The organism is Actinoplanes sp. HUAS TT8, from assembly GCF_051380535.1.
Classification (GTDB): Bacteria; Actinomycetota; Actinomycetes; order Mycobacteriales; family Micromonosporaceae; genus Actinoplanes.
In genome coordinates this window covers 2441231-2467414 of sequence record NZ_CP195646.1, presented here as the reverse complement: position 1 = coordinate 2467414, position 26184 = coordinate 2441231, and the positions used below count along the sequence as shown (strand labels likewise).

22 protein-coding genes are annotated in these 26184 nt (G+C 70.8%); 10 read left to right on the top strand and 12 right to left on the bottom strand.

Going from position 1 to position 26184, the window contains the following annotated elements:
* Positions 1-82 precede the first annotated feature (82 nt).
* Both ACSHV8_RS10795 and ACSHV8_RS10790 read left to right on the top strand, forming a co-directional pair.
* Entirely contained in the window at positions 83-850 is a 768-nt protein-coding gene (locus tag ACSHV8_RS10795) for an ABC transporter ATP-binding protein (protein ID WP_436531902.1), read from the top strand.
* A complete protein-coding gene (locus ACSHV8_RS10790; protein WP_436531900.1) occupies positions 835-2646 on the top strand; it encodes a hypothetical protein in 1812 nt (603 codons plus the stop codon). The genes ACSHV8_RS10795 and ACSHV8_RS10790 overlap by 16 nt, the downstream gene beginning before the upstream one ends.
* A gap of 139 nt (positions 2647-2785) precedes the next feature.
* Here the strand turns inward: ACSHV8_RS10790 and ACSHV8_RS10785 are convergent, their stop codons facing one another.
* The 3 genes from ACSHV8_RS10785 to ACSHV8_RS10775 form a co-directional block, all read right to left on the bottom strand.
* Entirely contained in the window at positions 2786-3400 is a 615-nt protein-coding gene (locus tag ACSHV8_RS10785; RefSeq protein ID WP_436531898.1) for a VOC family protein, read from the bottom strand.
* Between the two features lie 82 nt (positions 3401-3482).
* Positions 3483-4157, bottom strand: coding sequence for a VanZ family protein (locus ACSHV8_RS10780; RefSeq protein ID WP_436531896.1), 675 nt, complete (start codon positions 4155-4157; stop codon positions 3483-3485).
* A gap of 42 nt (positions 4158-4199) precedes the next feature.
* The gene (locus ACSHV8_RS10775) at positions 4200-4682 is read right to left on the bottom strand and encodes a HEAT repeat domain-containing protein (protein WP_436531894.1); all 483 of its coding nucleotides are present in this window, start codon (positions 4680-4682) and stop codon (positions 4200-4202) included.
* 85 nt (positions 4683-4767) lie between these two features.
* Between ACSHV8_RS10775 and rsgA the strand changes: the two genes are divergently transcribed.
* On the top strand, positions 4768-5814 hold the full coding sequence (gene rsgA / locus ACSHV8_RS10770; protein WP_436531892.1) for a ribosome small subunit-dependent GTPase A: 1047 nt from the start codon (positions 4768-4770) through the stop codon (positions 5812-5814).
* Positions 5815-5870: 56 nt separating this feature from the next.
* On the opposite strand, the gene ACSHV8_RS10765 is transcribed toward rsgA, so the two are convergent.
* The gene (locus tag ACSHV8_RS10765) at positions 5871-6740 is read right to left on the bottom strand and encodes an alpha/beta hydrolase (RefSeq protein ID WP_436531890.1); all 870 of its coding nucleotides are present in this window, start codon (positions 6738-6740) and stop codon (positions 5871-5873) included.
* Positions 6741-6822: 82 nt separating this feature from the next.
* Here ACSHV8_RS10765 and ACSHV8_RS10760 point away from each other — a divergent pair, with 82 nt between their 5' ends.
* A complete protein-coding gene (locus ACSHV8_RS10760) occupies positions 6823-7254 on the top strand; it encodes a MarR family winged helix-turn-helix transcriptional regulator (RefSeq protein ID WP_436531888.1) in 432 nt (143 codons plus the stop codon).
* Here the strand turns inward: ACSHV8_RS10760 and ACSHV8_RS10755 are convergent.
* The 5 genes from ACSHV8_RS10755 to ACSHV8_RS10735 all read right to left on the bottom strand — a co-directional run bounded on the left by ACSHV8_RS10755 (position 7251) and on the right by ACSHV8_RS10735 (position 18160).
* The gene (locus tag ACSHV8_RS10755; RefSeq protein WP_436531886.1) at positions 7251-8039 is read right to left on the bottom strand and encodes an SDR family NAD(P)-dependent oxidoreductase; all 789 of its coding nucleotides are present in this window, start codon (positions 8037-8039) and stop codon (positions 7251-7253) included. The genes ACSHV8_RS10760 and ACSHV8_RS10755 overlap by 4 nt on opposite strands.
* 44 nt (positions 8040-8083) lie before the next feature.
* Positions 8084-8875, bottom strand: coding sequence for a helical backbone metal receptor (locus ACSHV8_RS10750; RefSeq protein WP_436531884.1), 792 nt, complete (start codon positions 8873-8875; stop codon positions 8084-8086).
* A complete protein-coding gene (icmF, locus tag ACSHV8_RS10745) occupies positions 8872-12063 on the bottom strand; it encodes a fused isobutyryl-CoA mutase/GTPase IcmF (protein WP_436531882.1) in 3192 nt (1063 codons plus the stop codon). Before icmF ends, ACSHV8_RS10750 begins: the two co-directional genes overlap by 4 nt.
* A 140-nt stretch (positions 12064-12203) precedes the next feature.
* On the bottom strand, positions 12204-17561 hold the full coding sequence (locus tag ACSHV8_RS10740; protein ID WP_436531880.1) for a hypothetical protein: 5358 nt from the start codon (positions 17559-17561) through the stop codon (positions 12204-12206).
* Entirely contained in the window at positions 17558-18160 is a 603-nt protein-coding gene (locus tag ACSHV8_RS10735) for a zeta toxin family protein (protein ID WP_436531878.1), read from the bottom strand. Before ACSHV8_RS10735 ends, ACSHV8_RS10740 begins: the two co-directional genes overlap by 4 nt.
* An 82-nt stretch (positions 18161-18242) precedes the next feature.
* Between ACSHV8_RS10735 and ACSHV8_RS10730 the strand changes: the two genes are divergently transcribed.
* Positions 18243-19076 carry a CPBP family intramembrane glutamic endopeptidase gene (locus ACSHV8_RS10730; protein WP_436531876.1) on the top strand — a complete coding sequence of 278 codons (834 nt, stop codon included), beginning with the start codon at positions 18243-18245 and terminating at the stop codon, positions 19074-19076.
* A 55-nt stretch (positions 19077-19131) separates the two neighbouring features.
* On the opposite strand, the gene ACSHV8_RS10725 is transcribed toward ACSHV8_RS10730, so the two are convergent.
* Positions 19132-19641, bottom strand: a complete 510-nt coding sequence (locus ACSHV8_RS10725; RefSeq protein ID WP_436531875.1) for a topology modulation protein — start codon at positions 19639-19641, stop codon at positions 19132-19134.
* A gap of 67 nt (positions 19642-19708) precedes the next feature.
* On the opposite strand from ACSHV8_RS10725, the gene ACSHV8_RS10720 reads away from it, so the two are divergent.
* Positions 19709-20281, top strand: coding sequence for a GNAT family N-acetyltransferase (locus ACSHV8_RS10720; RefSeq protein WP_436531873.1), 573 nt, complete (start codon positions 19709-19711; stop codon positions 20279-20281).
* A gap of 12 nt (positions 20282-20293) precedes the next feature.
* Here ACSHV8_RS10720 and ACSHV8_RS10715 read toward each other — a convergent pair whose 3' ends face one another.
* Both ACSHV8_RS10715 and ACSHV8_RS10710 read right to left on the bottom strand, forming a co-directional pair.
* The gene (locus tag ACSHV8_RS10715) at positions 20294-21529 is read right to left on the bottom strand and encodes an MFS transporter (protein ID WP_436531871.1); all 1236 of its coding nucleotides are present in this window, start codon (positions 21527-21529) and stop codon (positions 20294-20296) included.
* A 67-nt stretch (positions 21530-21596) separates the two neighbouring features.
* Positions 21597-22400, bottom strand: coding sequence for a DNA-formamidopyrimidine glycosylase family protein (locus ACSHV8_RS10710; RefSeq protein ID WP_436531869.1), 804 nt, complete (start codon positions 22398-22400; stop codon positions 21597-21599).
* Positions 22401-22545: 145 nt separating this feature from the next.
* Between ACSHV8_RS10710 and sigK the strand changes: the two genes are divergently transcribed.
* From sigK to ACSHV8_RS10690, 4 genes are all read left to right on the top strand, one after another.
* On the top strand, positions 22546-23166 hold the full coding sequence (gene sigK, locus ACSHV8_RS10705; protein ID WP_436531868.1) for an ECF RNA polymerase sigma factor SigK: 621 nt from the start codon (positions 22546-22548) through the stop codon (positions 23164-23166).
* Positions 23163-23888, top strand: coding sequence for an anti-sigma factor (locus tag ACSHV8_RS10700; protein ID WP_436531867.1), 726 nt, complete (start codon positions 23163-23165; stop codon positions 23886-23888). The genes sigK and ACSHV8_RS10700 overlap by 4 nt, the downstream gene beginning before the upstream one ends.
* A 70-nt stretch (positions 23889-23958) precedes the next feature.
* The gene (locus tag ACSHV8_RS10695; protein WP_436531865.1) at positions 23959-24603 is read left to right on the top strand and encodes a fasciclin domain-containing protein; all 645 of its coding nucleotides are present in this window, start codon (positions 23959-23961) and stop codon (positions 24601-24603) included.
* Positions 24603-26108, top strand: a complete 1506-nt coding sequence (locus tag ACSHV8_RS10690) for a molybdopterin-dependent oxidoreductase (RefSeq protein ID WP_436531863.1) — start codon at positions 24603-24605, stop codon at positions 26106-26108. The genes ACSHV8_RS10695 and ACSHV8_RS10690 overlap by 1 nt, the downstream gene beginning before the upstream one ends.
* Positions 26109-26184: the final 76 nt, after the last annotated feature.

Sequence of the window (26184 nt, the reverse complement as noted above, 5' to 3'; positions counted from 1 at the left end):
GCGGCTGAAGATGATCGGGGCAGCGGCCCGCCCCCGAATCGGTCAGACTGTTCGCTTCGTGCACGAACTGCCGAGGGGAACCATGGATCCAGCGACCACACCCGCTCTCCGCCTGTCCGGATTGCACCAGCGGTTCGGCGAGAAGGTGGCGGTCGAGGACGTCGACCTCGTCGTGCCGCAGGGCTCGTTCTTCGGGCTGGTCGGGCCGAACGGCGCCGGCAAGACCACCACCCTGTCGATGGCGGTCGGGCTGCTGCGGCCGGACTCCGGCACCTCGCAGGTGTTCGGCGTCGACGTGTGGTCGGCCCCGGCCGAGGCGAAGACGCTGATGGGCGTGTTGCCGGACGGGCTGTCGATGCCGGAGCGGCTGACCGGGCGGGAGTTGCTCACCTACATCGGCGAGCTGCGCGGCATCGAGGCCGGGGTGTTGGCCGGACGCGTACGCGAATTGCTGGAAGTGATGGAGCTCGAAGCCGCCGAGCGGACGCTGGTGGTGGACTACTCGACCGGCATGCGCAAGAAGATCGGCCTGGCCACGGCGTTGCTGCACGGGCCCCGGCTGCTGGTGCTGGACGAGCCGTTCGAGGCGGTCGACCCGGTCTCGGCGGCGGCGCTGAAGGCGATCCTGAACGGGTTCGTGGCCGGCGGCGGCTCGGTGGTGCTCTCCAGCCATGTGATGCCGCTGGTCGAGCAGCTGTGCGACACCGTCGCGGTGATGGCCCGCGGGCGGGTCGTCGCGGCCGGACCCCTCGACGAGGTGCGCGGCGACACGACCCTGGAGCAGACTTTCGTACGCCTGGTCGGCGGCGACGAGCACACCCGGAAGGGCCTGTCGTGGCTGGCGTCCTGATCCGGATGAAGCTGGCGATCATCCGTAACTCGATGACCGGCGGCCGGGCCGCCTGGATGCTCGTCGGCGCCGCCTTCGGTCTGCTGTTCGCGGCCGGCACGATCTGGCTCACCATGGTCGATCTTCCGGCCGAGAAGGTCCGGGGCGACCTGCTGGCCTGCGTGTTCGTGATGTGGACGCTGGGCTGGCTGATCGGTCCGCTCTGGGGCGGCTCGGCCGTGCTGCGGGCCGACCATTTCGCGCTGCTCCCGGTTCCCCGGCGCAAGCTCGCGGTCGGTCTGCTGGGTGCCGCGTTCGTCGGCATCACCACCGCGGTCACCCTAGTGGGATTCACTTCCCTGATCGTGTACGGAGGCCGGCACGGTCTCGTCCCGGCCCTCGTCGCGGCCCCCGTGGCCGCAGTGCAGCTGGTCTTCGTGGTGCTGCTGTCCCGCGTGGCGTACGCGCTGTTCGGTGTCGTCGCCGCGTCCCGCGTCGGTGCGGCCGTCACCGGCCTGCTGTTCGCGGCGATGCTCGTGCTCACCCAGTCCGGCTGGATGATCGCCCTCGCGATCGCCTACTCGGACATCCTGACCACCGGGTTCTCGGCCACGACGACCACCGTGCTGCGGGCGATCCCGTCGAGCTGGGGCATCGTGGCGGTCGACGCCGCCGCCCGCGGGGACTGGCCGCTCGCCGTCGGCGCGCCGCTCGGCCTGGCCGTGCTGTCCGGGCTGCTGCTCCTGGTCTGGTCGATCGAGCTGGGCGCCTCGCGCCGCGCCCGGGTCACCATCGGCGGCGGCGGCGCCCACGGCACCCCCGGCACCGGCCCGGTCCGCGCGGTCGTCGTCAAGGAGTTGCGCACCTGGTGGCGCGACCCGCTGCGGATCACCACGGCCACCGTGCCGCTGTTCTGGGCGCTGGGCACGGTGCTGCTGCCGTTGACCTTCGACGCCCGGCTGCTGCTGCCCTGGGCCGGGCCGGCGCTCGCCCTGTTCGCGATCACCTCGGCGTGCAATCTCTACAGCCAGGACGGTACGGCCGTCTGGCAGACCCTGACGGCCGGCGCCCAGCGCGCCGACGTCCGCGGGCGCCAGTGGGCGTACCTGATCGTCTTCGGTCCCCCGGCCGTCCTGCTCGGTGCCGGCTTCACCTGGTGGGGCGGCTACACCTGGACCTGGCCGTGGGTCGCCGCCCTGATCCCGGCCCTGCTCGGCGGCGGCGCCGGCCTCATCGTCTACGCGTCGGTGTTCGGCCTGGTCCCGGGGCCGGACGCGCACAAACGGCCGAGCAACCCGCTCGAACGGGCCGACACCACCGGACAGTCCAACGTCCTGTTCTGGGTCGGGCTGCTGCCGGCCGTGCCCGCGGCGGGCGTGGTGTTCCTCGGCTCGCGGCTCGACCTGACCTGGCTGACCTGGGCCGGGGTGCCGGTCGGGGTGGCGACCGGGGTGCTGGTCGCGTACCGGCTGGGCGCGCTGGCGGCCCGGCGGCTGGCCACGCACGGGCCCGACCTGCTCCACACCATGCGTACCGGCCGGGCCGTGCCGGCCGCCCGCGCGACCCCGCAGAAGGGGTCCTCGGTCGAGGGTCTGCTGTGGGGGCTCGGCTCGATCCTGCTCCTCCCGCAGGGCCTGATCCCGCTGATCTTCATCCTGCGCGGCGTCGAGGCCCGTTCCTGGTTCCTGGCCATGTACCTGCCTGCGGCCTACGGCATCCCGGTCGCCGTCGTCAGCGCCCTCGGCGGCCTGTACCTCTACGCCCGGGCGATCATGCTCCACGTCGACACCCGCGCCCAGCGGCCAGAAGTCACGTAAACGACCTCGGCCGGGCGACGTACTCGTCGCCGTCGAGGCAGGCGGCGGACGCGGCCGGGCCAGGGCGAGTTCGACACCGTCGCGGCACAGCACGTCGCCGAGGGCCCGGCCGGGGCCTGCTCCGCTCACTCGGGGACGCTCACTGCGGGAGTTCGGTGCCGGCCTGCTCGGCGACCATGTACGACGCGTACCAGTCGGGCCAGTTCGCGTCGGCCTCGCCGGTGCGGGCCTCGTGCTCGCCGTGCGCGGCGGCGGCCCGGCGCATGGCGTCGGCCAGGTCGGACACCGACGCGTAGGTGGTGGTCGACGGGTCGACGCGGCCGGGCAGCCGGGTGGTGATCTCCTGCAGGATCCAGCCGTTGCCGTCCGGGTCGTCGAACGACAGGTAGGAGCCGTAGCTGCCGCGGTCGGCGGCCGGGCCGGGCACGCGGGCGTCGGTGCCGCCGTGGTGGAACACGCCGCCGGCGTCGTGCCAGACCTCGCTGGGTTCGGCGCCGAGGCGCTTGAGTTCGTCGTGCGCGGCCTCGATGTCGGCGACGATCAACTGCAGGCCCTCGGCGGTGCCGGGCGCCTGCTTGGTGATCGATTTGCCGAAAATGACGGAGGCCGGGGATCCGGGCGGGGTCACCTGCACGACCCGTAGGTCATCTTTGGTGAAATCCGCGTCCAGCCGCCATCCGAGGCCGGTGTAGAAGGCCTTGGCCCGATCGACGTCGGAGACCGGCACCACGACGACTTCCAGCTTCATGTCCATGATCTGCGCCCTTTCGCGTACGTCCGAAGTTGCCGACCCGAGAAGCTTCCCGTACGGACCCCGGCCCGCGCACCCGTGTGTCTCACCGGTCGTCACGGACCGGTGACGCCCCATCACCGGCCCACCAGCGGCGCGACAGCAGGGCGCCCAGCACCGCACCGGTCGCGTTGACCAGCACGTCGTCGATCGAGGAGACTCGATCGAGCTGGAAGACGTACTGCGCGGTCTCGATCAGGATCGAGCAGCCCGCCCCGAGTGCCAGGATCCGCGGCAGCGAGGCCAGCGCCGCGAACCGGATCGGCCCGAAGAACCCGAGCGACGCCAGCACCAGCAGGTTCCCGCCGATCCCGATCGGCCCCATGGTGACCAGGTCACGCAGCGGGATCAGGCTCACCCGCCCGTCGACGAACCCGGCGCCGGGCCCCGGCATCAGCGTCATCCACACGAACGGCAGCGTCCCGTGCACCATCCCCACCTCGGCCACCGACCGCCGCCACGCGCCCGGCGCCCGCCGCAGAGCGGTCAGCGCGGCCGCCACCAGCAGCGACACCGGGATCAGGGCCAGGGTCACCAGCACCACACCGTTCTCGGTGCTCAGGCAGCCGTGCCACCGCAGGCCCAGGCACGCCGGCGCCGACATCAGCAGCGGCCCCCGCACCACGAACAGCGCTCCCGCGACAGCGACCAGGACCAAACCCCACAAAACCCATCCGCGCGTACGTCGGGTCGGCGCGGACAGAGCAACGTCGTGGTTCATGCGGCCCATCCAAGCGGTAGCCCTGTAGCGGCGACGTAAAGGTCACCCCTCCGCCCGGAAGAACCCGAGCAGGAACTCGATCGTCTCGCGGCGCTCGTCGTCCACGCGCGCCGCCCGCAGCCGTTCCCGCAGCGGCTCCCAGGCCTCGACCGGAATGACCTCGACCTCGCTGATCAGGTACGCCGCCTCCCGCGACGACTCCCAGGTGTCGTCGATGACGATCTCCACCAGCAGCGGCAGAATGCTCAGGCAGTCGAAGGGCCGCAGCGCGAACAGCAGCGTGCCCCGGGCCCCGCGGGTCCGCTCCTCCCTCAGCAGCGCCACGACGACGTCGAACGTCTCGGGGATCCGCATGGCCGACAGCGCGTAGGCGACCCCGTTGCGCACCCTGGTGTCGGGGGTCGTCGCCAGGACTTCCAGCATCACGGGCACCGCCTCGTAGTCACGGCGATCCCCGAGCTCCAGCGCCGCTTCCCGCGCGGCGTCGGGGTCCGCTCCCACGAGCCGGGCCAGCAACTCCCCCATCGGCCCATCTTCGCCCCCGCGGACGCACGGCCGCCCGCGGACGACCGCTTTGCCCACCGTTCCGGCGCTCTGAAAGTATTGATCAATGCCGCAGATCCGGATCTCCGACGACCTGACGACCGAGCTGACCGCGGTCGGGTGGTCGGCCGCCGACGACCTGGAGTTCGCCCTGGCCGGTGGCCGCCGGCCGGGCCGGGTGATCGTCATGCACGGTGCGAAGGTGGAGATCGCCTGGTTCCCGGCCGACGACCGGACGGTGCACGAGACCTTCGACCTCGGTCACGACCTGAACCTGCGCCCGGTGGCCGGTGACTGGGTGGCGGTCGAGGACGGCCGGGTCGCCGAGGTCGGCGTCCGCCGGACCGCGCTGCAGCGGCCGGACCCGAACGGCAAGGACATCCAGGTCCTGGCGGCCAACATCGACACCATCATGATCGTGCTGCCGATCGACCGGCCGCTCAACCTGCACGTGCTGGAGCGCCTTCAGGTGATGGCCTGGGACAGCGGGGCCGCGCCGGTCGTGGTTCTGACCAAGGCCGACGGTTGCGCCGATCCCGGCGAGGCCGTGGAGCAGGCCGGTTCCGTCGCCTTCGGCACGCCGATCATCGTCACCAGCTCGGTGGATCGCAGCGGACTCGACCAGGTGCGCGACCACCTGCGGTCCGGCAGCACCACGACGATGCTGGGCGCCTCCGGCGTGGGCAAGACCTCCCTGCTCAACGCACTTGAGGGTCGCGCCGAGGCGGTCCGGGACGTGCGCGGCGACGGGCAGGGCCGGCACACCACGACGACCCGCCGGCTGTTCCGGACGAGCGCCGGCGGCGTGCTGCTCGACGTTCCGGGCATCCGGTCGCTCGACCTGCTCGCCTCGGACGAGGCGGTCGGCGAGACGTTCTCCGACATCAGCGATCTCGCCGAGGCGTGCCGGTTCCGCAACTGCGGCCACGACGGCGACTCCGGTTGCGCCGTCGAGGAGGCCGTGGCCACCGGCGAGCTCCCGGAGCGACGGCTGGACAGCTGGCGGGCCATCCAGCGCGAACTGGCCTACCAGGAGCGCCGCAACGACCCGGCCGCCATGGCCGAGCAGCGCAAGGTGTGGAAACAGATGAGCAAGGACGCCCGGAAGAACTGACCGTCACGACCCGGCCGGCGCCGTCTCGCCTCGGCCCGGACGCGACGGTCGCCGATCTACCGCTTGCGGGACAGGAAGGCGGCGGCGCGGTCCAGGGCGTCGTCGGCGTCGTCGAGGGAGCCGAAGTTGAGCTGGTACACGTGCGGCAGCCCGGGGCCGACCTCGAGGGTCACCTCGACCTCGCCGGCGGCGGCGCGGGCGGCCAGGCGCACGGCGTCGTCGAGGAGGATCTCGTCGGCGCCGACCTGGACCAGCAGGGGCGCCAGCCCGGACAGGTCGGCGAAGATCGGACTGGCCGGGCGGGCGCCCTCGGGGACGTAGCGCTCGGCGTACCAGCGCAGGGAGTCGACGGTGAACAGCGGGTCGGCCTCGGCCCGGGTCCGCAGGCTGTCGCCGCTCAGGGTCAGGTCGGCCCACGGCGAGAACACCGCGGTGGCGGCCGGCTGCGGCAGGCCGGCCTCGCGCGCGGCCACCAGCATGGCGACGGCCAGTCCACCGCCGGCCGAGTCGCCCGCGACCACGATGTTCCCGGCCGGGCTCGACCGGAGCAGTTCGCGGTAGGCGGCGAGCGCGTCGTCGGCCCCGGCCGGGTACGGGTGTTCCGGCGCGAGCCGGTAGTCCAGCGAGTAGGCGGTGCCGCCGGTGCGCGCGATCAGCGCGGACGCGAGCCGCGTGCCGGTGCGGGCGGATCCGACGACGTAGCCCCCGCCGTGCAGGTACAGCAGCACGGTGGGACCCGAGCCGGCCGTCAGCCGCACCGCCGGCCGCCCGCCGAGCGTGGTGTCGACGCCGGTCACGCCGTCGGCGAGCGGGCGCGACGTCCCGAAGATCTCGAATCCGGCCCGTTCCTGCTCCAGGGTGCCGCGTTCGCGCGGGGTCGCGGCCAGGGCGGCTCGGACGGCGTCGCGCTGCTGCTGTCGGGTCATGTCGTCCTCCAGTGCGAGAATGTCTTCCTAGGAATCAAAGTAGATTCCTTAGAAGATAATTCCCATGAACGGAAGTCGGACTGTGACGGACGCCATGAAGCTCTTCACCGATCTGGTGCGGACCGAGACGCGGCTCTACAACCGCATCGACGCACGCCTGCGCGCCCGCCACGACATGCCGCTCGGCGCCCTGGAATTCCTGCAGATCATCGGCGAACGGCCGGCGTGCCGGGTCAACGACATCGCCCTGGAGGTCGACATCACGGTCGGCGCCACCAGCAAAGCCGTCGACCGGCTGGTCGCCCGCGGCTGGTGCGAACGCCAGGCCAACCCGGACGACCGGCGCTCGTCCCTGCTCGTCCTCACTCCGGCCGGCGAGCAGGCGGTGGCCACGGCCCGGCCCACCTTCGACGCCGCGATGGCCGAACTGAGCGCCGGACTGCCCCCGGCGACACTGGGCCGGCTCGCCGAGGACCTGGGCCGGTGGCGACAGGAGCTGGAGCAGACGAACTAACGGTCCACCAGCTCCTCGCTGCGCTGCCACAGCCGGGCCCGAGCGGCGGTGTCGTAGGCCTGCGCGGCGGCCCGGGTCTCGCGCTGCCGGTTGAAGAACCGGCCGGTCACGCCGGCGACGTCGCGGCCGGTGGCCAGTCGCACGGTCGCCGCCACGCCCGTCTCGATGGAATCCATCGCCAGGTGCAGGTCGCCGCCCAGCATCTTGGTGGGCATGAAGGTCGCCGGATGCAGACTGTTCACGGTCACCTCGGCGGGGTCGACGCGCGTGGCCAGTTCCATGCCGGAGATGATCTGCGCCAGCTTCGACTGGCCGTAGGACCGGTCACCCGAATAGCCGCGGTCGAGCATCAGATCGTCGAGGTCCAGAGGCGTCTGGCTCAGCGAGGCGACGTTGACGACGCGGGCCGGGGCCGAGCGGCGCAGCAGGGGCAGCAGCTCGCGGGTGAGCAGGAACCCGGCCAGATAGTTGACCGCGAAGCCGAGCTCATAACCGTCGTGGCTGAGCTCCCGCCCGTCGTCGGAGGGCGCGACGCCCGCGTTGCTGATGAAGACGTCCAGCCGGTCGGTCGCGGCCGAGACCTCCGCGGCCAGGGCGCGGACCTGGGCGAGGTCGGCCAGGTCGGCCAGCACGGTGAGCGGCTTGCCACCGACCTCGGCGGCCACCCGGTCCAGACGGGCCCGGTCGCGGCCGTGCAGGATCAGGTCGGCGCCCTGCTCGGCCAGCCGATGCGCGACCGCCCGGCCCAACCCGTCCGTGGCGCCCGTGAGGAAGACTGTGGTCATCGGTCGTTCCCTCCCATCTGATCGACGATGGCAAGGATAATCGATTATCCGGCGCCCGGCCAACCCGGTTCCCGCTCACCGACGTCGACGAGGGCGAGCAACTCGTCCCGCGCGGTGGCCAGGGACGGCCCGTACCAGGTCAGTTGCCGGCCGGGGACGAGCACCGTCCGTACGTCGGGAAAGGCTTCTGGTCCGTCTTTCGCGGTGAAGACATAGGGCTCGTCGGGCAGCAGCACCAGATCCGGCGCGAACGCCCTCAACTCGTCGAGTTCCAGGCGGGGATAACGGTCCCCGCCGACCACGTTGTCCAGGCCGAGCCGGTCCAGCAGGTCACCGGTGAACGTGCGCGCGCCGATCACCATCCACGGATCCCGCCAGATCGGCACGGCCACCGTGCGGCGCGGCAGCGGAGCCGGACGGCTCCACGACGCCACCGCCGTCCGCAGCCAGGCCGGTTCCTCGACCGCGAGGACCTGCACGAACAGCCGGCGCATCGACCGGAACGCGTCGTCCAGGGACTCGATGGCCGTCACCCAGACCGGCACGCCGGCCGCCCGCAGCCGCTCCACGTCGAGCTGCCGGTTCTCCTCCTGATTGGCCACCACGAGGTCCGGGCGCAGCGCGGCGATCGCCCGCCGATCCGGGTTCTTGGTGCCGCGAACCCGGGGCACGTCGAGGCCGGCCGGGTGCGTGCACCAGTCGGTGACCGCGACGAGCCGATCCGGCACGGTTACCGCCAGGGCCTCACTCAGCGACGGAACCAGCGAGACGATCCGCCGCGGCGGCCCCGTCAGCCGGGTGACGAACCCGAGATCGTCGGCGTGGGAGGTGGTCAAACGTTGCGCCGGTACTGGCCGCCGACCACGAAGAACGCGTCCGAGATCTGCCCGAGCGAGCAGTACCGCACCGCGTTCATCAGCTCGGCGAACACGTTCCCGCCGCCCATCGCCGCCTGCTGCAGCCGGGCCAGCGCGGCCGGCGCCTCACTCGCGTGCCGGGCGTGGAAGTCGGCCAGCCGGTCCAGCTGGGACTTCTTCTCCTGCTCGGTCGCGCGGGCCAGGTCGACCTTCTGCGGCGGGCTGTCGTCGCGGTGCGGGTCGAGGAACGTGTTGACGCCGACCAGCGGCAGCGTGCCGTCGTGCTTGCGGTGCTCGTACAGCATCGATTCGTCCTGGATGCGGCCGCGCTGATAGCCGGTCTCCATCGCGCCGAGCACCCCGCCGCGTTCGGCGATCCGGTCGAACTCGGCCAGCACGGCGTCCTCGACCAGGTCGGTGAGCTCGTCGATGATGTACGAGCCCTGCAACGGGTTCTCGTTCCCGGCCAGTCCCCACTCCTTGTCGATGATCATCTGGATGGCCAGGGCGCGGCGCACCGAGTGCTCGCTCGGGGTGGTGACCGCCTCGTCGTACGCGTTGGTGTGCAGGCTGTTGGCGTTGTCGTAGATCGCGCAGAGCGCCTGCAGCGTGGTCCGGATGTCGTTGAAGTCCATCTCCTGCGCGTGCAGCGAGCGCCCCGACGTCTGCACGTGGTACTTCAGCTTCTGCGAGCGCTCCCCCGCGCCGTACCGCTCGCGCATCGCCACCGACCAGATGCGCCGGGCGACCCGGCCGATCACCGAATACTCGGCGTCCATGCCGTTGGAGAAGAAGAACGACAGGTTCGGGGCAAAATCATCGATCTTCATACCCCGGGCCAGGTACGACTCGACGTACGTGAACCCATTGGCGAGGGTGAACGCGAGCTGACTGATCGGGTTCGCGCCCGCCTCGGCAATGTGATAGCCACTGATCGATACCGAATAGAAGTTCCGGACCTTCCGGTCGATGAACCACTGCTGGATGTCGCCCATGCAGCGCAGCGCGAACTCGGTGGAGAAGATGCAGGTGTTCTGCCCCTGATCCTCCTTGAGAATGTCGGCCTGCACGGTCCCGCGCACCGTCGACAGCGTCCGCGCGACGACCTCTTCGCGGGGTTCGTCCGGGTTGGCGGCCAGCTGCTGATCGATGGCGGTGTTCAGGAACATGGCCAGGATCGCCGGCGCCGGTCCGTTGATGGTCATCGACACCGACGTGGTCGGCGAGCACAGGTCGAAGCCGTCGTAGAGGACCTTCATGTCGTCCAGGGTGGCGATCGAGACACCCGAGGTGCCCACCTTGCCGTAGATGTCGGGGCGCAGATCCGGGTCGCGGCCGTAGAGCGTGACCGAGTCGAACGCCGTCGACAACCGGGTCGCCGGCTGCCCCTGCGACAGCAGATGGAACCGCCGGTTCGTCCGGAAAGGATCACCCTCGCCGGCGAACATCCGGGCCGGGGCCTCGCCCTCGCGCTTGAACGGGAACACCCCGGCGGTGAACGGGAAGAACCCCGGCAGATTCTCCCGCCGCAGGAACGACACCAGTTCGGCCTCGTCACCGGTGCGCGGCAACGCCACCCGCCGGATCTTCGAACCGGACAACGTCGTGCGGGTCAGCGGCGTCCGGATCTCCCGGTCGCGAACCCGATACACGTATTCGTCCCCGGCATAGTCCTCGACAACCGAAGACCAGTTCAACAGCAGATTTCGTACGTCCGGAAGCAGTTCCCGATCGGCGCCCTCGGCCATTCCGCGAACCGTTTCCCCGGCCGGGTCCTCGCCGAGCAGATCGGCGGTCAGACGCAGGGCCTGACGTCGCCGCACCACCTCGACCTGCGCCGCCGTCGCCTGGTGGTAGCCGCGCACCGCGTCGGCGATGTCGGCCAGATATCGCGCCCGGGCCGACGGAACGACGCTGGTCAGCCCCGACGACGCGTGCACGTCGGCGTGCGGCAGCGTCCCCGCGCCGGCCGGCAGCCCCTTGGCGACCAGCAGCTCCCGCAGGTGCTGGTAGAGCGCGGTCACGCCGTCGTCGTTGAACCGGGCCGCGCTGGTGCCGAAGACCGGCATCTGCTCCCACGGCGTCCCGAACGCCTCCCGGTTGCGCACCAGTTGCCGGGCCACGTCACGCCGGGCGTCCTCGGCACCACGACGCTCATACTTGTTGATGGCCACGACGTCGGCGAAGTCCAGCATGTCGATCTTCTCGAGCTGGGACGCGGCGCCGAACTCGGGCGTCATCACGTAGAGCGCCACGTCGGAGAACGGCACGATGGCCGCGTCACCCTGCCCGATGCCGGGCGTCTCCACGATGACCAGGTCGAACCCGGCCGCCCGGACCGCCGCAATGATGTCGTCCAGGTGCTCCGGCAGCTGCGCGCCCGCAGTACGCGTGGCCAGGGAGCGGAAGAACGTGCGGCCGGTCTCCAGCGCGTTCATCCGGATCCGGTCGCCGAGCAGCGCGCCACCACCGCGACGCCGGGTCGGGTCGATCGCCAGGACCGCGATCCGCAGCTTGTCCTCCTGATCGAGGCGGAACCGGCGCAGCAGCTCGTCGGTGAGCGACGACTTGCCCGAACCGCCGGTGCCGGTCGTACCGAGCACCGGCACGGCCCGCGCGGCCTCCCGGAACCGGGCGGCGATCTCCGGCGAACGACCCGCCTCCAGAACCGTGATCGCCCGCGCCAGCGCCGCCGGGTCACCGGAGAGAACGGCGTCGACATCCGGCTCCCGCGCGGCCAGATCCACGTCGCAGGCCCGGATCAGCTCGTTGATCATGCCGGGCAGGCCGAGACGCTGCCCGTCCTGCGGCGAGAAGATGGTGACACCACGCTCGGCCAGCAGCGCGATCTCCTCGGGCACGATCACCCCGCCACCACCGCCGAACACCTTGACGTGCCCGGCGCCGGCCTCACGCAGACGCTCGACCAGATACGTGAAGTACTCCACGTGGCCGCCCTGGTAGGACGAGATCGCGACGCCCTGCGCATCCTCCTCGACCGCGGCCTGCACCACGGCGTCGACACTGCGGTCATGCCCGAGATGGATCACCTCGGCGCCCTGCGCCTGCAGCAGCCGTCGCATCACGTTGATCGCCGCGTCATGCCCGTCGAACAGGCTCGCCGCGGTCACGAACCGCACGGGATGGACCGGAACATGCAACGCCATGCCACACCTACTCTCCTGGACGGGCCGCCTCCACGATACTAGGACGTCCAACTATTCCATCACCAGACAGTCGGATGCCCGAGCATTTCTTCGTGACCCGCCGACGAGAACGAGGACTCCGGGACTTCTGGGCGCCGGCGTCAGCTGACCCGCTCGACGAGCAGTTGAGCCAACCGGCTGGCAGCCTCCCAATCGCCGGCGCCGGCCCGTTCCCGCAGCTCCTCGACGCGCCCCAGCCGGACAAGCAGGCCGGCCAGCCGCCAATCGGCCCCCGGGCGGCCGGCATCCGCGAGCGCGCGCAGCTCATTGATGTCACCGCGCTCGGCGGCCTTCTTGGCCTCGGCGGCCTCGGCGGCCCGTCGCGGGCGGGCCACCATAATCTCCGGGGCCGGGAGTGCCTGCAGAATCTCCTGCGCGTCCTCGGTGCGTCCCTGGCCGGTGAGCGAGTCGGCCACCTTTCGGCCGGCCCTGCGCAACGACGCTCGGGAAAATCTACCGCCGGCTCCCGCTCGTAAGATCGTGACGATCTCGGGCAGCCGATCCTCTCGGGCATGCGTTTCGATCAACAGTCCAGCGGCATAGGAATCGCCGGCGTCGCTGAGTTCCTGCAAAACGTCGGTGCGGCCGAGGCGAGCAAGCAGAGCCGCAAATCGCCGTTCGGCGTCCGAGTCACCAGCAGCGGCCAGAACGGCCAGATCATCGACCCGGTCCTGCTTCGCCAGCAGATCCATCAACGCAATCTTGGTCTCGTGGATACTCGTCGACGCCGACGAGTAAAACAGTGTCAGGTCGAACCGGGCCGAGGCGGAGTTCAACCGCCGGTTCGTGACCCAGGCCGGCAGACGCTCGATGGCCTGTTCGATGTCGCCCTGCCGGTGCAGCACGACGATAAGCTCCTCGGTGGCGGCAGGATCACCCGTGTCGGCGCGTGTTCGCAGTTCGTCGATGTGGCCGAGCAGAGCGAGTTGGGCGGCCAGCCGTCTGCGCGCGTAGGAATCGCCGGCATCCGCGGCGGCCCGCACAATGTCGAGCCGGCCCCGTTCGACCGACAGATCGCACATACGTCGCTCCCACTCGCGCACCTCCCCGTCGAGGTCAAGCCACTCGCCGCCGAACTCGACATCCGGGTTCGATTCGGCCGCCGGGCCTTCTCGGTCCGGCTCGACGTCCGGGACAGGTTCGAGGGCCGCGTACTCCAAATCGAGAACCTGCCCGACAACCCTGATCGCGTCGTCCAGACGGCCCTGTCCGGTGAGCAACTCGACCAGAGCCCTGGACGCTGAGCGGTCCCGGGCGTCGGTGAACGTCTGAAGGACATCGATGGCCTCGTCGACCCGATGCCGATCGGCGAGTAGGCCGGCCAAGGAACGGGCCGCCTCCCTGCGGCCCGCGCCGTCGCCCGCGCTCCGCACGACCCGGATCGCCTGATCGAGTCGGCCCTGTTCGGTGTGGAGCGCGACCAGCCCGCAGAGCGCCGACCCGTTGCCGGTCTCGGCCCATTCGCGCAATGCCTGATCGTCATTCTTCGTGACCAGCAGATCGACCAGAAGTCTCTCGGCCGAGTAATCGTTGGCGTCGGCACGCCTGCGCAACTCGACGATCCGGTCCTGCCCGGCAAGAAGTTCGGCCAACCGGACGGATGCGTGCCGGCCGCCGGAATCAGCCCGTTGCCCCAGCTCCCGGACGCGACCGTGCGCGGCGAGCAGCTCGGCCAGCTGCTCGTCGGCGTCGGCGTTGCCGTCCTCGGCGTAGGGGCTCAGCACGTCGATGGCGGATTGAATCGCTTTCAGGTCGGCGAGTTGCCGGGTTGCCTCGAAGTCGTTCCGGTCCGCCAGTGCCTGCAGAATTCGGGCAGCGTCGTTGACGTGCCCTTGCTCGGCGAGCAGACCCGCCAGTCGCAGAGGCAGGGCGTTATCACCGTCCCTGACCCTGACGTCGATGTCGACCCGCGCCCACATGAGCTCGATCGCATCGTCGCTGCGGCCACGCTTGACCAGCAGGTCGACCAAGGGTTCGACGGCCTTCCGATCACCGCCGTCGGCTCGAACCCGCAACTCGTCGAGGTCGCCTCGGTCGGCCAGCAGCTCCACCAGCCGCTCGCCGGCCGCCTGGTCACCGCTGTCCGCACGAGCACGCAGCTCGTCGACGCTCCCCTGCCTCATGAGCAGCTCGGCCAGCCGATCTCCGGCCGCCTGGTCCCCGGTATCCGCGCGAGCCCGCAACTCCGTGACCCGGCCCTGCTTGACCAGCAGTTCGGCGAGGAAGTAGCCGGCGCTCTTGTCCCCCGCCCGGGCTTGCGCGCGTAATAGCTCGGTCATTACGCGACTCTCATGGAGGTCGGCGGTCAACTCCTCAGGTCGGCGCCCGGCCTCGGTATCGCCGGATTCGGCGCTCGCACGCAGCACCTCGACGGCTGCCTCGACCACAGCCGGATCGGCGATCAGATCGTTCAGTGCGGTGACCGCGCCGACCCGACCGGCTTTGACACCCGCGCGTAGCATCTCGATGGCCTCGACAACCCGGCCCCGCGCGACCAGCAATGGGGTCACTTGTTCGGACGCATGTCGGCTACCAGCCTCGGTCAGCATCAGCAACTCATCGACACGACCGCGTTCGGCCAGCAAGTCGACCACCTTTGCCTCACGGAAGGATCTCAGAAACTTTCTGCCGGCAACCGCCTCCCGAAGCAGGTCGGTGACGGCTTCCCAGTTCCCCTGTCCCGCGAAGAGTTCGGTCAGGTCGACGACGGCCGACAAGTCGCCGCGGCCGATCCGGGTTCGCAGCATGACGATCGCCTCATCGATACGGCCCTCCTCGCGCAGTAATCGCACCAGGCGCCAAGAGGCGAAAGTGTCCCCGCCGTCGGCTCTCGCCCGCAGCTCATCGGCCCGGCTCGCCCGTGCGAGCAGGACCGCCAGCTCCGATGCCGCGCTGTGGTTGCCTCGATCGGCCAGCTCGGTCAGCTCACGCTCGCAACCCTGCCTGGCGAGCATCTCGGCGAATCTTCGCTCGACCTCGGAGTCGGAGTGTCCGGAGGGCCCGGCCACATCGATACTGGAAAGTAGCGCCACGGCCTCGGGCACCTGACGATTTCCGGCCAGATGTAGAGCCACGTGCCACACGGCCGCCGGGATCCCCTGATCGGCCAACAACCTGAGTTCGTCGACCTGCTCACGCGCGGCCAACAGGTCGATCATCCGGTCCCGGCAGATCCAGTTACCGTCGGCACAACTCACCCGCAGCACGTCGATCGCCTCGTCTACGGCACCCTCGTCCACCAGCAGTTCAGCCAGCTTGGAGACGGAGCTGACATCGCCCCGCGCGGCATCCTCACGCAGACGTTCCTTTCGGAGGCGGGTGGCGAGGTGGTCCTGGAGCAGCGCGTGGCGGAACTGATAGACGGAACCGGCCTGGCGAAGGACGCCGCTGCGGTGCGCATCGTCGAGAAACGCGCCCAGTCGCCAGGGCAGCCAGTTGCTCCAGGCCAGCCGCGCATGAACCAGCCGGAACTGGATCCACATCCCGCCACCGGCCGCCAGGCCCGCCGTCGTGGCGTAGACCGCCGCCCCGGCAGCGGCCGCCGCCCCGATCGACGTGGATCCCACCAGCCATGCCAGCACGGCGAACACGGCTCCGGCGGTGACGCCATGCTGCACGACAGCACCGGCCACGCTGCGCCGGTTGATCAGGAACGACAGGGCGGGATCGTTGCTCGGCAGTCGCCGGGGTATCCGCAAGGTGGGCACGATCATCGCCAGCAGGCCGCACAGGATCCCGGCCGGAATCGTCGTACGCAGATCGGTGACGAGGAGACCCGTGAGCAGGCCGCCGCCGATCCCGTACCCGAGGCGCAGCCGCCGGGTGGCCACGAATCGCCCCCGCCGCGCCTGTTGCATCCGCTGAACCCGTCCCAGGAACGACGGGTACCCGCCGGGCCACATCGCCTGGTAGACCTCGAAGACGGCCAGGACACCGATGACCAAGCCTGTCGCGGCAGCTCGGGCGCCGGGCCACCAACCCTGCGTAGCACCCACGGGCACGCCCCAGATCGCGGCGAGGCCGAAGACCACGACGATCAGCGGAAAGAAGAACGCTCGCACCCGATGCCGGGACAGCAGCGTCGGATCGATCTGCCACCACCGCAGGTCACGGAGCCCGGTCCGGTTCAGGTGAAAGGCGAGGCAGGTCAGCCATCGTTCCGCCCGCTCCAGCGGGTACGCCCGGCTCGGACGGGTCCCGTCCGGGGCCGGGCCGGGCCGGGAGTAGACGCTGGTCAGGAATGCTCGCACAAGGTGGTTCTCGACCGCGGTCCGGTTGGGGAGGTCGAGCAGTTCGGCGGGCAAACTGGACGGCTCCCGGTACGCCACCCGCGCCAGGGCGACCAGCAGAGGTGTGGACAGGCCGGCGGCCAGATGCCCCTTGGGACGCTCGCGCATCCGGCGGAAGACCTGCTGCCAACGCTGGCGCCCCGGCTCCGGGTAGGACAGGAACGTGACCGCCGCTTCCACACCCACAGGTTGAATCTCGATGACGGCCGCCCGGGAGAGGATCATCTGCCGGCGGCGTACCGCGCGGTCGTAGTCGAGGCCCCGGCAGGTGACGACGAACGGCCGTTCCTCCGCGCCGAAACGATCGAGGGCGTCGAGTGCCTCGCCGTGCTGATCGTCCGGCAACTCGTCGAGGCCATCGAGAATCGGCAGCAGCCGCCGCCCGCCGAGCAACCGCCGCGCCAGCGTCACGGGCTCGCCATGCCCGGCCAGAACGGCGGCAAAGTCCTCGGCCAGGCGACGAACGATGAACTCGCCGATGGGCTCGCCGGTGTCCCATGAACTGATGGAAAGGAAAACCGGAACCGGCTCGCCCGGTTCCGGGTGACGCAGAAGCCCCAAGGTCAGCAGCATTGCCAGGACCGTCTTGCCCGCACCCGGGTCCCCGAGAACCAGCAGCTGGCGGTGGGGCAGGGCACGGAACGCGGCCACGATCTGACCGGCGTCGCCCTCCATCGGCAACTCCCGCCAGCCGGGGCTTTCCGGCTCGTCCAGGACCACGTCACGGCCGGCCGCTGGTCGGCCGGTCGACGACCACCGCACCATGACCGGGGCCGGCGGGCCGACCTGGCGGATGACGGCCTCACGGGACCAGACCTGCTCGATAGCCGATCCGAGTTCGGCCAGGCAGCGCTCCGAGACCTCACCCGATCCGTCCGGAGCGGAATGGTCGCGCCGCTGCCCCGCCTTGTCGAACGCGACCAGCGCCGTACCCAGCGCGCCGACCACGAGCGCGAGGACGTTGGCCCACCCCACCCAGCGGTTGAACTCGTCCGGAGTCCGGGCCCGCATGGTCGACACGACCACCCACAGGCTCACCACCAGCAGGGCGACCCCGATCAGAGTCCAGCCCAACCGTGACATCCACGCCCGCCGTCGGTGCACGACATCCATAATGGTCATCACTGACCAGGTCGGCATCACCGTCCCATCGGCATTACCGGAACTCACCGATCCGTGGTCGGCGGCACAACAGCTTTCTGTTCGCAGCGGGGACAGGCGGCCGGGCACGGGGTCAGGGGCGCGGCCCGGTCCAGGCCGCTGGTGTGCAGGATCGTCGTGACGGCGTCCTCGAAGCCGGTGGACTCCGGGATGATGTGCTCGCCGGGAACGCCGAGCAGGTCCAGCTCGGTGAACCACTCGCGCATCTGGTCGGCGGTGACCGCGATCGGCTCCTCGCGCCGCAGGTGCCGCCGCACGGTCTCGTCGAAACCGACCCGCATCCAGTAGACCGCCGACGGCCCCGGGTGGTCGCCGATGAGCTGCCGCAACATCGGCCCATAGGAGCCGTTCGACAAGATCCCTTCCAGCAGTACGTGGTAACCGGCGTCCAGAGCACACCGGGCCATCGTCGCGATCATCGTGGGAGCGACCGGGTCCCGCTGGCCGCCGTGCTCCCTGAGCACGACGCGGCGAACGTGATCCTGCTCGATCAGCGCGACCCCACGGCCGTACCGTCGGCGAATCTCCCGTGTCGTGGTGGTCTTCCCACTGCCCGAGTTCCCTCGGATCACCACCAGGGTGGGCTGCGCTTCCCGACCTTCCCGCATGCGAAATCGTAACAACCAGGCCTTGATGATCAGCGCCATAGAGTTTCGCTCTTGGTAACCGGACCCTGACAGACTCCGATCCGTGACCGAGAACCTCCGGTACCGCCCGGCGACCTGGAAACCCGTTCTGCTGATCGTCGTCTACCTGGCCTTCTACCTCGCCGTCGGGCAGCTGATCGGGCTGCTGTTCGGCGACCACATCAACGCCGACGACCTGCTGGCCGCCCCGACCGGCATCTTCCTCGGCCTGGTCCTGCCAATCGCGATCGGAGCCGCGGCGCTGCTCGTGTTCACCTGGCGCGCCGGCTGGCTGCGGGACGTCTTCGGGCCGCAGCCGATCCGCGGTCGCGGCTGGATGTGGATCGGCCCGGTGCCGGTGTTCGCCGCGGTCGTCGGGCACGTCGGCGCCACCGATCGGAGCGCGTGGAGCGCCGCACAGGTCGCTCTGATCGTGCTCGCCGGGCTGTGCATCGGCGTCGCGGAAGAACTGGCCACCCGCGGCCTGGCCGTCAAGATGCTGCGCGACGCCGGGCACGGCGAGCGTTTCGTCGCCGTGGTGTCGTCCCTGCTGTTCGCGCTGATGCACACGACCAACCTGCTTGCCGGCATGACGGTCACCACCGTGGCCACGACCGTCCTCTACACGTTCTGCTTCGGCATCTGCATGTACCTGGCCATGCGGGTGACCGGCAGCATCTGGGCCGCCGTCATCCTGCACGCGATCACCGACCCGACGACGTTTCTGTCCACCGGCGGGATCGATCAGACGGTCGGCACCGGCGGCGGCAACGGCTGGGCGACGCTGGCCGCCCTCGCCACCATCGGATTCATGCTGTTCGCGGCTGTCGCGGTCGCCCTCATCCGCGGACGGACGAAACCTCACCTCCCGATCGAACGCCACGAAGCCGTCGGCTGAGCCCCGGAACCGATACCGCACCCGGTCGGGTGGGGACGCCGACGGGGGTGCGGGGTCACGACGGGAACCGGGCGGCGGCCTGGTTTCGGCTGGTCAGGTGGATGACGGTGGCGTGGCTCGCGTGTTCGCGGAGGGTGGCCAGGACCCGCGGGAGGTGGTCGCGGCGGTAGCGGCACACGTACAGCAGGAAGGCGGGGGTGATGTGGTCGTGCACGCCGTCGGCGTGCCGGCCGCCGCGGTAGCGCAGGCGGCGCCGCAGGATTCCCCACAGGCAGACCAGCGGCGGCGGGTCGACGATGAGCACCGTGTCCGCGGCGGCGGCCCGGACGGGCAGCGACGCCAGGGAGTTGCCGTCGATGATCCACCGCTCGCCGGTGACGATCTCCCGCTGGCGGGCGACGAAGACGTCCTCGGCGACCGGGCTCCAGTCGTCGGCGTAGCGCAGCGCGTCCAGATGCGTCACCGGGAGGCCGAGCCGGGCGCCGAGCCGATTGGCCAGCACGGTCTTTCCCGCCCCGCCGTTGCCTACGATCGCGATCCGCCGGATGCGAGATTCATTCCCCACACCGTCACCCCAGCCGACCGGCCGACCCGGCGTCAATTCGTGGCAGCGGGCCGGTAGCGTCTCGGCCATGCCGTCAGCTCCGGGACCGACTGTCCTTGCGGGCCGCCACGTACGACTCGAACCCCTTGCCGAGTCCCATGTTCCTGACCTGTTCGAGGCGGGCGGGCGCGACGAGGAGGTGTGGCGCTGGCTGAGCGCGCCCACCCCGCGTACCGAGGCCGAGCTGCGGGGGATCGTGTCCGGACGCCTCAAGGACGTCGAGGACGGGAAGCGGGTCGCGTTCGCCGTGCTGAGCCAGGACGGAGGGACGGCGATCGGCACGACGAACCTGCACAGCTGGCATCGCGCCGACGGTCGTATCGAGATCGGTGGCACGTGGTTCGGCCGGAAGTGGTGGCGTACCGCGGCGAACACCGAGACGAAGCTGCTGACGATGTCCTACGTGTTCGAAGCGCTCGACTATGCGGCCGTCGTCTGGCGTATCGGTCCGGGTAATCTGCGCTCGCGGGAGGCGATCACGCGCGTCGGCGCCACCCTGACCGGCTCCGAGCCGGAAACCGGCCTTCTGACCTACACGATGCGGCTGGCCGAGTGGCCCGCCGCGAAGAAACGCCTGTCCGAACGCCTGGCCAGGGCGTAGCCGGTCCGGACGTCACCCTGATCGTTTCCAGGGCAGGAACGCGATGCTGACCAGCAGCAGACCGGCCAGGGCGAGCAGTGCGGTCCGGGCACCCAGGGTCGCGGCGGCCACACCGCCGGCCGCGATCATCAGGGGCTGGACAATCTTGCTGCTCACGCCCCAGGCGGCGGTGACCCGGGCGAGGTAGCCGTCGGCGGTGACCTTCATCCGGTACGTGGTGAACGCCGGGTTGAACACGCCCGCGCACAGCAGCAACGCCGTGTCCGAGCCGATAATCATCGCGAGACCGGTGGCCGAGGCGGGGGCGAGCGGGATCACGCCCAGCCACAGGCAGCGGGCGACGCCGGCGACCAGGATCGTCGGCATCAGCCCGGCGCGGGCGATGATCCGGGGCGCCAGCAGCGAGCCGACCACACCGGCGGCGCAGGGCACGCCGAGGGCAAAACCGTACTGCGCCGGGGTGAAGCCCAGGTCGCGCAGCATCAGGATGGTGATCAGCGGAGTGGATGCGATGATGCACCCGCCGAACCACATGGCGTTCACGAACAGGGACCGCAGCACCGGGTGGGCGGCGATGTGCCGCCAGCCCGCGGTCATCTCGGCCAGGCGGCGCCGGCGGTCGGCCGGGATCGGCGGGGCCGGTTCGGGACGGCGGATGCGGTGCAGGCTGACGGCGGACAGCAGGAAACTGATCGCGTCGACGGCGATGACGGTGAACGCCCCGTACGCCGAGATCAATAATCCACCTAGGGGAGGTCCGCCGGTGCTCGCGGTCCACATCGTCGTCTCCCACCGCGCGTTGATCACCGCGAGCCGGTCCGGATCAACGACGCTTCTGACGTACGAGGCACTGGCCGCCGACGACAGGATGGTCCCGACCGTCTGCACGGCGGCGACCACGCAGACCTGTCCGTAGGTGAGTCCCCCGGCCAGCGCCGCGACCGGGATGCTGAGCAGGGCCGCGAAGCGCAACAGATCGGCGCCGATCATCACCGGGCGCTTGCGGTGGAACTCCACCCAGGGCCCGAGCGGCACGATCGCGGCCGCCCCGGCGATCCCGGCGATCGCCACCAGCATCGACACCTGAAAGTCGGAGACGTGCAGGACGAGGATCGCGGCCAGTGGCAGCGCCCCGGCGCCGATCCCGGATCCGGCCTGGCTGACGGCGTACGCCGCCCACAGCCGCCGCAGGTCTCCGGCGTCATGACCGACCCCTGATTTCACCCATCCGGGTCGATCAATGCTCACTGCCCCGATTGTTCCGGCCGGGGGCGGACGGAGCCAGGCGACTGGCCGCCCACGACCGGACGAGCCGTCAGGTGGCCTGCTCCAGGCGGCACCACCAGCTGGTTCGGCCGCCGACCTTGCTGCGGGTCATCGGGGCGCCGTCGCGGGGGCAGTGGCCACCTTCGAAGCGGAACGGGATCAGTTTCAACGTGTGGACGCCGCCGTCGCGGATCGCCGAGCGGACCGCTGACCGGGTGGAGCGCAGCAGGCGGTCGACGTCGTCCGGGGTGAGGCGGTCGACGCGACGGCCCGGGTTGATGCGGGCGGCCCACAGGATCTGGTCGGCCAGCAGGTTGCCGATGCCGGCGATGGCGTCCTGGTCGAGCAGACGGGCCTTGACCGGGGCGGTGCCGGCGGCGAGCGCGGCCCGGAACTGGGCCGGGGTGACGGTGGCGGCGTCCGGGCCGAGGGCTTCGACCGGCGGGTCCAGGCGGACGCGGCCCAGGCGGCGCGGGTCGACGAGCATGAGACGGCCGCCGTCGGCGAAGGTCAGGGTGAAGCGGGCCCAGCGGTAGTCGCCGGGAAGGCGGCGGCCCTCCCAGTAGTCGCCGCCGTCGGTTTCGCTGCCGTCCGGGTCGGCGATCACGATCTTGGCGGACATGCCGAGGTGAATGCCGAGCTCCGGGCCGTGGTCCGAGCTGTCGCACCACATGCTCTTGCCGCGCCGGTGCGCTTCCACGAGTTCCCGCCCGACCAGGGCGTCTCGGATCTGCCCGGGAAGATGCGGACGGCAGACGTACGTGTCGGAGTCGTCCACGCCCACGATCTTGCGGCCGAGCCCGGATCGTTCGATGACCGCGCGGGCCGACTCGACCTCTGGCAGTTCAGGCATGTTTCCTCCCCGACAACCGTCGGATCGTATCGGCCGGTGCCGTCGAGGTGGAGAATCGGGTCGGCACGGAAAAGTCCTGACCAATCCGGGCGCCCATCGGCTCCGAATGGCCACTGAAGCCTCGAGCCCTAAGGACGGTTCTTTGATGGTCGAGCGTGGCAAAGGCCGCCGGGCGGAGCATCTGACTCCGGTTCCCGGACCGGATCCGACACCCCCGGTGGACGTGGGTGACCTGCTACGGGCGGTCGGGCGGGGCGACGAGCCGGCCTTCGCCCGGCTCTACGACCTGGTCGCGCCCCGGGTGTTCGGCCTGATCAGGCGGGTTCTGCGGGATCCGGCGCAGGCCGAGGAGGTGACGCAGGAGGTGCTGGTCGAGGTGTGGCGCACGGCGGCCCGCTTCGATCCGGACGCCGGGTCGGCGACGGCGTGGATGTTCACGATCGCCCACCGGCGGGCGGTGGACCGGGTGCGGTCGGAGCAGGCGTCGGCCGCGCGGACGGTCAAGGCCGGGGCGGCGGCGCTGGACACGCCGTACGACTCGGTGGACGACGAGGTGGCCGGGCGGCTGGAGCGTCAGCAGGTGCGGCACTGCCTGGACGAGCTGACCGATCTGCAGCGGCAGGTGGTCACCATGGCGTACTACCAGGGGCATTCGTATCCGCAGGTGGCGGAGCTGTTGCGGACCCCGCTGGGCACGGTGAAGACGCGGATGCGCGACGGCCTGATCCGGTTGCGTGACTGCTTGGGCGTGGAGGTGGCGGCGTGACCGCGGACATTCATTCGCTGGTCGGGGCGTACGTGCTCGACGCGGTCGACGACATCGAACGGGCCGCGTTCGACCGGCATCTGCGCGAGTGCGAGGCGTGCCGGGTCGAGACGGCCGAGTTGCGGGAGGCCGCGGGCCGGCTCTCGGACAGCACCTGGTCGGTGCCGCCGCCCCGGCTGCGGGAGAGCGTGCTGGCCGCGGTCGCGACGACTCGTCAGGTGCCGGTGGAGACGCCGCGCCGGGCGCGCCGGGCCTACCCGTCGCGGTGGGTGGCCGCGGCCGCCGCCGTGGTCGCCGCGGTCGGCACCGGCACGGCCGTCTTCGTGGTCCAGGAGCAGCGAGTACGCGATCAGCGGGTCACCGCCGAGGCCGCCCGCACCCAGGAGGAGCAGGTCCGGGGCATCCTGGGCGCCCCCGACGTGGTGCTGCGCGACCAGGTGCTGGCCTCCGGCGGCAAGGTCACCGTCGCGTACTCCCGGTTGAAGGACTCCGGGGTGATCCTGATGGCGGCTGACAGCGCACCGGACGGCGGCCGGGTCTATCAGCTGTGGACGGTCCGCTCGGGCACGCCGGTGTCGGAGGGTGTCCTGGCCGTCGGCCAGACCTCGGCCGTGCAGATCGTCCACGGTGTCTCGGCCGCCTCGGCGGTCGGTGTGTCGGTCGAACCGGCCGGTGGGTCCCCCACGCCGACGCAGATGGTGGCCGCCGTGAAAACAATCTGAGATCGCACCAATCCGGCGCACGGTTCGCTCCGAATCATCGGTGTAAGTCACCAAAAATGAGGAGCGAACCATGCGTGCAACGAAGTTCACCGCCCTGACCGCCGCGACGATTTTCGCGATCTCCCTGGCGGCCTGTGGCAGCGACTCGAAGGACAGCAGCAGCGGTGACACCGGCGCCGCCGCTCCGATGGCCACGACAATGGCCCCCAGCATGGCCCCGAGCATGGGGACCGACATGGTCAACTTCGGCGCGGGCTGCGCCGCGGTACCGACCGACCCGTCCAACGCCGGCAGTTTCGACGCGATGGGCAAGGTGCCGGTGGCGACCGCCGCCTCGGGCAACCCGCTGCTGTCGACGCTGGTCACCGCGGTCAAGAAGGCCGGCCTGGTCGACTCGCTGAACTCGGCCGACGGGATCACCGTGTTCGCGCCGACGAACGACGCGTTCGCCAAGATCCCGAAGGCCACCCTGGACAAGGTGCTCGCCGACAAGAAGACGCTGACCAGCATCCTGACCTACCACGTGGTGTCCGGGAAGCTGACCCCGGCCGACCTGGCCGGCACCCACAAGACGCTGCAGGGCGGCGACCTGACGGTCACCGGCAGCGGCGAGAACTTCATGGTCGGTGACTCGGCGTCGGTGATCTGCGGCAATGTGCAGACGGCCAACGCCAACGTGTACATCATCGACTCCGTCCTGATGCCGAAGAGCTGATGAGGCGCACTCTGCGCGGGACGATCACCGGGATCGTCGCGGCGGGTGCCGGGATCGCGGCCGCGGAACTTCTCGCGGCCGCGGCCCGGCCCGCGGCCTCACCTCTGGTCGCGGTGGGCGGCGCGGTCATCGACGCCACACCGACGACGATCAAAGAATTTGCCGTACGGGAGTTGGGCACCAACGACAAGCCGGTCCTGCTCACGGTGATCGCCGTGGTCCTGGCCGGGCTCGCCGCGGTGACCGGCATCTCCGCGACCCGCCGGCGGGTCGCCATCCCGGTCGGGACCGCCCTGCTCGGCGCGGTCGGCGCGACCGCCGCGCTGTCCCGCCCGGCCGCGACCGCCCTCGACGTGGTGCCGTCGCTGCTGGGTGCGGCGCTGGCCGGGGCGATCCTGTGGTGGCCGCTGCGGGAACCCCGGGCGGCCGGGCTCACCTCCGTACGGGAAACGGGTGTTGATCGTCGTCTTGTTCTTCGCCTGTCGCTGCTGGCGGCCGGCGCGGGGGTGGCCGAGGCCGCTGCCCTGACCGTTTCTGGTCGGCGTGAGGACGCGGCCGGACGGTCCCGTGAGGCGGTGCGGCTGCCGGCCGCGGCCGATCCGGCCACGCCGCTGCCGGCCGGAGTCGCAGCCGGTTTCTCGACGCCGAACACCGCGTTCTACCGCGTCGACACCGCGCTGACGGTGCCGCGCATCGATCCGGCGCGGTGGCGGCTGCGCATCCACGGCATGGTCGATCGGGAGCTGGAGCTGTCGCTGGCCGATCTGCTGCGGCGGCCGCTGATCGAGCGTGACATCACCCTGAATTGCGTGTCCAACGAGGTCGGCGGCCCCTACATCGGCACCGCCCGGTGGCTCGGCGTGCCCCTGGCGGCGCTGCTGCGCGAGGCCGGGGTGCGCGCCGGCGCCGACCAGATCGTCGCCCGCTCGGTCGAGGGGATGACGATCGGCACGCCGGTCGCGACCGCGGTCGACGGCCGGGACACGATGCTCGCGGTCGGTATGAACGGGGAGCCGCTGCCGCTCGAACACGGCTTCCCGGTCCGGATGCTGACCCCCGGACTGTACGGCTACGCAGGCGCCTGCAAGTGGGTGACCGAGCTGGAGCTGACCACTTTTGATCAGTTCGACGCCTACTGGGTCGAACGGGGGTGGGCGGCCCGGGGCGAGGTGAAGACGGCGTCGCGCATCGACACACCGAAGCCGTTCGGGCGGCCGGCGGCCGGGACGGTGACCGTCGCGGGTGTCGCCTGGGCCCAGCGGCGCGGCATCCGGGCCGTGGAGGTCAGCGTCGACGGTGGCCCGTGGAAGGCGGCCGAGTTGCTGCCCACGGCCTCGATCGACACCTGGACGCAGTGGCGTTTCCGCTGGCCGGCGACGAGCGGACCGCACTCGCTGGCCGTGCGCGCCACCGACCGGACCGGCGCGGTGCAGCCCGCGACCCGCGCCACCCCGTTCCCGGACGGTGCGACCGGCCACCACACGATCTCGGTCACCGTCGCCTGATTACGCGGCGACCAATCCGGGCGCCGATCGGCGTCGAATCCCCGGTGAGCGGGTGGCGGACGCCCCGGGAAGAGGG